4 protein-coding genes are annotated in these 7,556 nt (G+C 42.7%); all 4 read left to right on the forward strand.

Annotated features, from left to right (window positions below; all coding sequences use genetic code 11):
- The first annotated feature begins 213 nt into the window (after positions 1-213).
- The gene (gene nagA, locus QZ158_RS06940) at positions 214-1,365 is read left to right on the forward strand and encodes an N-acetylglucosamine-6-phosphate deacetylase (RefSeq protein WP_006597080.1); all 1,152 of its coding nucleotides are present in this window, start codon (positions 214-216) and stop codon (positions 1,363-1,365) included.
- Between the two features lie 177 nt (positions 1,366-1,542).
- Positions 1,543-1,761, forward strand: a complete 219-nt coding sequence (locus QZ158_RS06945; protein ID WP_293887013.1) for a hypothetical protein — start codon at positions 1,543-1,545, stop codon at positions 1,759-1,761.
- An 11-nt stretch (positions 1,762-1,772) separates the two neighbouring features.
- Positions 1,773-2,615, forward strand: a complete 843-nt coding sequence (locus QZ158_RS06950) for an aldo/keto reductase (protein WP_293887015.1) — start codon at positions 1,773-1,775, stop codon at positions 2,613-2,615.
- Positions 2,616-2,862: 247 nt separating this feature from the next.
- On the forward strand, positions 2,863-7,365 hold the full coding sequence (locus QZ158_RS06955; RefSeq protein ID WP_293887017.1) for a S8 family serine peptidase: 4,503 nt from the start codon (positions 2,863-2,865) through the stop codon (positions 7,363-7,365).
- The last annotated feature ends 191 nt before the right edge of the window (positions 7,366-7,556 follow it).

Below are 7,556 nucleotides of genomic sequence, written 5' to 3' on the forward strand. Positions count from 1 at the left end.
AAGAAGTTCGCTGACGTCCGTACTCACCTAAGGAAAGTTTTAAAGAAGACTTTATATTCAATCTGAAATCCAGCTCAAAAAAACTGGATTTTTTATCGTATTTATAGAGAATATTAATATATTTAAATAAAATAGGTCTAGACCATTTACAAATGCAGTACAAAGGATTATAATGTGTATGAATATATCGGTAGAAAAAGAAAGGAAATCACCATGACAACTTATATACAAGCAGATCAATTCTTTTATCCCCATGGCATTCGTAAGGGAGGATATCTAGAAATTGTCGATGGCAAATTTGGGAAACATGTAGATCAGCTACCAGAGGGAGCTACTGTTTTGGACTATACAGGCTATAGTATTGCTCCTGGTTTGGTCGATACGCACATCCATGGATTTGGTGGAGTTGACGTTATGGACAACAACATCGAGGGAACCCTTCATACTATGAGTGAGGGGCTCTTGAGCACAGGGGTCACTAGCTTTTTGCCAACAACCTTGACCTCTTCTTATGAGCAATTATTAGCAGTCACTGAAAACATTGGAGCACGATACCAAGAAGCGTCTGGTGCTAAGATTCGTGGTATTTACTTTGAAGGACCTTACTTTACAGAGAAGTACAAAGGGGCACAAAATCCAGCCTACATGAAAGATCCTCGAATGGATGAATTCCGTGCATGGCAAAAAGCAGCCAACGGTTTGCTCAATAAAATTGCCCTTGCTCCTGAGCGGGATGGTGTAGAAGACTTTGTCCGAACAGTGACAGGAGAAGGGGTAACGGTTGCGCTTGGTCACTCCAATGCAACCTTTGACGAAGCCAAAAAAGCAGTGGATGCTGGGGCTAGTGTCTGGGTACATGCCTATAACGGAATGCGCGGTTTGACGCACCGTGAGTTGGGAATGGTTGGGGCTATGTACCAACTTCCTCATACTTATGCAGAGTTAATCTGTGATGGCCATCACGTTGATCCAAAAGCCTGCGACATCCTTCTCAAACAAAAAGGAGTGGAAAATATTGCCTTGATCACCGACTGTATGACAGCTGGTGGATTGGAAGATGGCGACTACATGTTGGGTGAATTCCCTGTTGTCGTAGAAAATGGAACAGCCCGTTTGAAATCGACAGGGAATCTGGCTGGTTCGATCTTGAAGCTTAAAGATGGATTGAAGAATGTTGTTGAGTGGGGCATTGCCAATCCTCATGAAGCGGTCATGATGGCAAGTCTCAACCCTGCTAAATCTGTCCATATTGATGATGTCTGTGGCCAAATCCGTGAAGGGTATGACGCTGACTTTATTGTATTGGATAAAGATTTAGAGTTGGTAGCAACCTTCTTGGATGGCCAAAAACGATTTGAAGCCTAATGGTGAAAAAGAGGTTCAACTACGAATCGCTTGCTTTCGCCAGACTAAAAATTGAATTTCTTCCATAAGCTGAGATGAGAGTCTCAGCTTATTTGAATAGGATTCCTTGACCTAGCCATTTGTCTCTTTGCTCTGATACATGGTATAATGAAAGTAATTGAATCGCGAGGTAGTTTTATGAATAAGATAAACGTACGTTTTTTATTGATGGGCTTGTTTTTCTTTATCTACGGTATGTTGCGCCGTAGTCCCGTCATCCTAGTGGCAGGTAGTGCCTTTTTACTCTATGCTTTCTTTAGCAAATCGATGGTGCAGCCGAAGGAAAATATCTTTAAGCCAAAGTTGCGCTTGAATGCGAAGACTTCTAAGTCTGGTGAAAAAAACAAAGGAAAGTGACAGGAAATAAGATGAAGAGCTACAAACTGAATGACGGACGTCACATTCCTGTACTTGGTTTTGGTACTTGGAAGGCGAAAGATGGCGAGGAAGCTTATCAAGCAGTAAAAGCAGCCTTAGAAGCGGGCTATCGCCATATTGATACGGCAGCCATCTATCAAAATGAAGAAAGCGTCGGAAAGGCTATCAAAGATAGTGGTATTCCAAGAGATGAGATTTTTGTAACGACTAAGTTGTGGAATAATCGTCACACCTATGAGGATGCTGTCAATGGCCTAAAAGAATCTTTGCACAAATTGGGACTAGATTATATCGATTTGTACCTCATCCACTGGCCAAATCCTGTGACTCACAGAGAAAATGAGGCCTGGAAAGAACGGAATCGTGAGGTTTGGAGAGCCATGGAAGATATGCAGGCAGAAGGAAAAATTCGTTCTATTGGTGTGAGTAACTTCCTGCCCCATCACCTGGATGCTTTGTTGGAGAGTGCAAAAGTTCTTCCGGCAGTCAATCAGATCCGCTTGGCCCCTGGAGTCTATCAAGAGGAAGTAGTCCGTTATTGCCGTGATAAAGGAATTTTATTGGAAGCTTGGGGGCCATTTGGCCAAGGAGAGTTGTTTCAAAATGAGACAGTCCTTACATTGGCTAAACAGTATGACGTGACACCAGCCCAGCTTCTGTTGGCCTGGAGTCTAGCAGAAGGATTTTTACCTTTGCCCAAGTCAGTGACTCCTGAGCGCATTGCAAGTAACCTACAATGCTTTGCGATTTCATTATCCCCAGAAGACTGTGAGCTCCTTCGGAAGATCCCAGTAGAGGCGGGAGCACCAGACCCAGACACTAAAGACTTTTAAGATCGTTTATTTATAGACAGTGAGAGGTTACTCTCGCTGTCTTTTTTGTGTAATAAGATGGAAAAACGAACAATTTGTTTTAGTTATCTAAGTATTTGAATATCGAAACCACAAAAAGCAAACGAAAAATAACTAATTAAAGATATCGTGCGGAAATATTACAATTTGATAACAAAGTTAATGTTGAGTGAATTTTCTGAAAAATTAGGAGTATAATAAGAATAATTTAGTATATAGGGGGAATTTTATGAGTAAACAGCGTTTCTCATTGAGAAAATATAAGTTTGGTGTTGCATCGGTGCTGTTAGGATCTGTTCTTGTCTTTGGAGCAGGGAATGTAAGTGCTGATGAAGCGAAACAGCCAGAGACTGCAGTCGTTGCATCTGCAGAAGCAAATCCAGTATCGCCAAGTGAGTCTGCGTCTCCTGTAACGAATCAGGCAAGTGAGCAGACTGCAGGCTCAGTAGTTGAAAATGGTAAAGTTGTTAACGAGCCAGTCTCCTCAGACAAAGGGGCAACAACTCCATCTGTCGAATCAGATAGCCAAGTCCTTGCGCAGGAAGCAAAAACAGAGGCTCAAGCTACTGAAAAGCAAGCGGAAGTCGTAACTAAAACCGAAGAAAAAACTGTAGAAAAAACTGGAGAAAAAGCATCCGAAGGACAGGAAAAAACAGAAGCAAAACCTTCTTCAACAGAGGAGAAGAGTGAGGCTAAACCTGTATCGGAAGCAAGAACCGAAAAGAAAGCTGAAGATAAGCCATTAAGTATCAGCAGCAATACGATTATTAATGTGCCCCAAACTTGGGAAAAAGGCTACAAGGGTGAAGGGACTGTTGTTGCAGTCATTGACTCTGGTTTAGATGTCTACCATGAAGTGTTGCGGATTTCAGATCCTACAAAAGGGAAATTTAAAAATCAAACAGAATTAGAAGCTGCTAAAAAAGCAGCGGGAATTGACTACGGAAAATGGTACAACGATAAGGTCGTCTTTGCCTATGATTATATGGACGGAGATGACAATATCAAAGAAAAAGACCATGATTCACACGGTATGCACGTAACAGGGATCGCGACTGGGAACCCTGACAAAAAAGCTGGGGATGGCAACTACGTATATGGAGTTGCTCCAGAAGCCCAAGTGATGTTTATGCGGGTTTTCTCTGATCGTAGTGGATCCACCAGCGATGTTGTCTATGTAAAAGCGATTGATGACGCAGTGGCATTGGGAGCCGATGTCATTAATATGAGTTTAGGATCTGGGACAGGATCTACAGTGAATGCTAGTCCTGCTGTCAGAGAAGCAATCCAACGAGCACGCGCAAAAGGAGTTAGCGTCATTATCGCGGCAGGTAATAGCAATACATATGGATACGGTTATGACAACCCAAGTGCTGAAAACCCTGATTACGGTGTCGTGGGTAGTCCTTCAACCGTAGAAGAGTCTATTTCAGTTGCCTCAGTAAATGATTCATTTGTAACAGAAGAAGTCTTTACAGTACGTGGTTTGGAAGACAATGCCGACTTGGATAAAGGGAAGTTTACCTATACAGCAGCTGAAACAGATGCTAATTTTGAAAATGGGAAAGAATATGACTATGTGGATGCTGGTTTGGGGCGTGAGAGTGATTTAGAAAGTCTCGATTTGACTGGTAAAGTCGCCCTCATCAAACGTGGTGAAATCACCTTCTCAGATAAGGTCGCTAATGTCTATAAAAAAGGAGCGATTGGCGCCCTCATTTACAATAGTGTCGAAGGCGCGAATGTCAAAATGGGCCTCGAAGGCGATGCGAGAAAGATTCCTGCGGTATTTATTTCTAAGCGGTACGGAGAAGCCATCAAAGACAAAGACTACAAGATAGTCTTTGACGGTAGTTTGGATAACCGTCCAAACCCTGACGCAGGAAAAATGTCTGAATTCTCTAGTTGGGGAGTGTCAACGGATGGACAATTGAAACCAGATGTTACTGCACCTGGTGGATCAATCTTCTCTTCACTAAATGACAATAGCTATGGCAGTATGAGCGGAACCAGTATGGCCTCTCCTCATGTGGCTGGGGTATCGGCTTTGGTGAAGGAATACCTCCAAGCTCACCATCCAGAACTTTCACCAGAGGAGCTATCTGCAACGGTCAAGGCCTTGATCATGTCAACTGCAAAACCGCACTTTAACAAAGAAACGGGCGCCTACACTTCAGTACGTCAACAAGGGGCAGGGATTGTAGATACTGCTGCAGCCGTCTCAACAGATTTATATGTAACAAATGAAGATGCATACCCAAGTGTTACGCTTGGTAATGTGGAAGATCGATTCAGTTTTGATGTGACTGTTCATAATATTTCTGATACTGACAGAGAGTTGAAGATGATTGTGAATACCACTACCGACGATGTAAAAGACGATCACTTTACCTTGAAGCCACGGAAATTAACAGAGACTGTATGGCCAAATGTAACTGTAAAAGCCCATAGTAGTCAGACAGTGACGGTGACTGTCGATGCATCTAAGTTTGCAGAAGAATTGACTAAATTGATGCCGAACGGTTACTTCTTAGAAGGCTTTGTTCGCTTTGTGGACCCAGCAGATGACGGCGATGTGGTTAGCATTCCATTTATGGGATTCCGTGGTTCCTTCCAAGATATCCCTGCGGTTGAAAAACCAATCTACAACTTGGTAAGAGAAGGGAAATCAGGATTCTACTATGATGTTCCAGAAAGCAAACACGTGCCATCCAATGCGAACGTCACCTCTTTAGTTTCAAACGCGAATGATGTGCTCTATACGACTGCTAAGAAGGAAACAGCAGAACGAAGCCCAATCGTTCTTGGAACAGTGGAAACACCAGAAGGTTTGAACGTCCTCCACTTGGATGCTGATGGAAATGTCCGTCTGGCTATTTCTCCAGATGGAGATGGGAACAAAGATTATGTGCAGTATCGTGCAGTCGTCTTGCGAAACCTAAAAAATATGAAAGCAGCTGTCTACAAGGCAGATGATCAAGCATTTGCTAATCCAATTTGGTCAAGTACAGGATCTTTCTCTGCTCGTAAGAATTATTTTGACGGACGTGGGAAACGATCTTATCTAGTCGACAATACGGCTTGGGAAGGAACGGATGCCAAGGGTGAAAAGGTAGCGGATGGTCACTATGTCTATGAAGTTCGCTATACGCCAGCCGTTCCAGGAGCAGAAGAGCAAGTTGTTCGCTTTAATCTCCAAATCGACACCCAAAAACCAGTCTTGACTTCAGGTTATACGACCAAGAAGGATGGGGTAGAAACCTTCTATGCTCGTAAAACAAAAGATATTGGCAATGGTGGAATCTTACGAGAGCAAGTCTTCTATGTCAAGGCCTTTGATGAAGAAGGAACCTTGGTTAAGGAGGGGAAAGACGCCCTAGGGAAGACCAGTCGCTTTGAAAACCGTGTCTATTTAACGGCAAATGAAGATGGTGGCTATACTCTTCCAGAAGGAATCAGTAAAGACTTACTTTACTATGTGGTAGAAGACTACGCTGGAAACCGCGACTTTGCCTCTCTTGCTGATTTTGCTGGTAGTGAAGATAGTGGGCGGATTAAGGTGTCAGTCCTAGATGCCGATACACATAAAGAATTAGATACCGATTTTGTCTACCGTATCAAGGATGATCAAGGACAGTATGTCAACTTAGACAAGGGGAAAGAAATTAATTTCCTTAAGTTTGGTAGCTATGTGGCAGAACTCTTTGCCTATGACAAATCAGATCTGAAACTTGTCAGCGAACGAACTCAGAAATTTGAAATCACTGCAGAGGACAGCTTTAAGACCATTGAATTTTTGGCCAAAGAGATTGTCACTGCACCTTTGAGCCTGGTCTTTGATCAAGCAGTACCAAGAACAACACCAGTTGTCTTGAAAAATCAAGCTGGTGAAACCTTTGTTCTTCCAGTTCAACGCTATGGCAAGAATGCTTTTGGAAAAGATGTCCCAGTTGGAACCTATACGATTTCAGTCAGTCTACCAACAGGTTATGAGTTGCTTGAGGATGCACCAACTGTGACAGTTCTAGCGGACCAAAACAATCTCGCAAAACTTTCTGTAGTCATTAAGACCCAATTGTTACAATTGTTGGCTCAACAAGCGAACTTGACCAGCACTCCTCAGTACTTTAATGCAAAGAGTGAAAAACGTTTAGCCTATGATGCAGCTTATCAAGAAGCTCAGAAAGCTCTTGCGGCTAAGTTATCACAAGCAGAAGTTAACCAAATCTTTTCAAATCTTGGATTGGTTACGAGTCAATTAGACGGGAAAGAGTCTGATTTTACAGCGCTAAAATCAGCCATTGCTGCCTATGATGTAACCTCAAAAACAGGTCGTTATGCCAACGCTAAGGATTCAGCTCGACGTGCCTTTGACCAAACCTTTAAGGAATTGGCTCTCTTGCTCGTCCGTGAAGGTGTGACACAAGAGCAAATCAACCAAGCACTTGCGAACTACCAGGCGGCTGATCAACAGCTAAATGGTAAAACAACTGATTTTTCAAGTCTTAAGAAATTGATTGCGGCAGAACTCCAGTTCCAAGCTAAGAATGCGAAGTTTATCTATGCAGCAGATAAGGTGAAGGTAAACTACCTACAAGCCTTTATCCGCGCTCAAGCTGTACTGGCTAATCCTGGTGCCAGTCAACAGGAAGTCAAGGCGGTATTAGCTGAGGTTAAAGCTGCTAAGAAAAAATTAAATGGGAAAAAACCAAAGGTTGTAAAACGCCCATAACAGTCACCTTTCTTTGAAAGGATTTGCAACAAGTCTGAAACACCTCTTTCGGACTTGTTTTTGGTTTACACTAGAGTAGAAATCTGCTATAATACTAGTCAAGAAAGAAAGGCTTATGGCGTTTTTTTAGCGAGCTTGGGATAGTGAAAGCCAAGCAGAACAAGATAAGCAAGTGGCGCTTTCTCTCAGTA

Source organism: Streptococcus sp. A12, assembly GCF_905372335.1.
Classification (GTDB): domain Bacteria; phylum Bacillota; class Bacilli; order Lactobacillales; family Streptococcaceae; genus Streptococcus.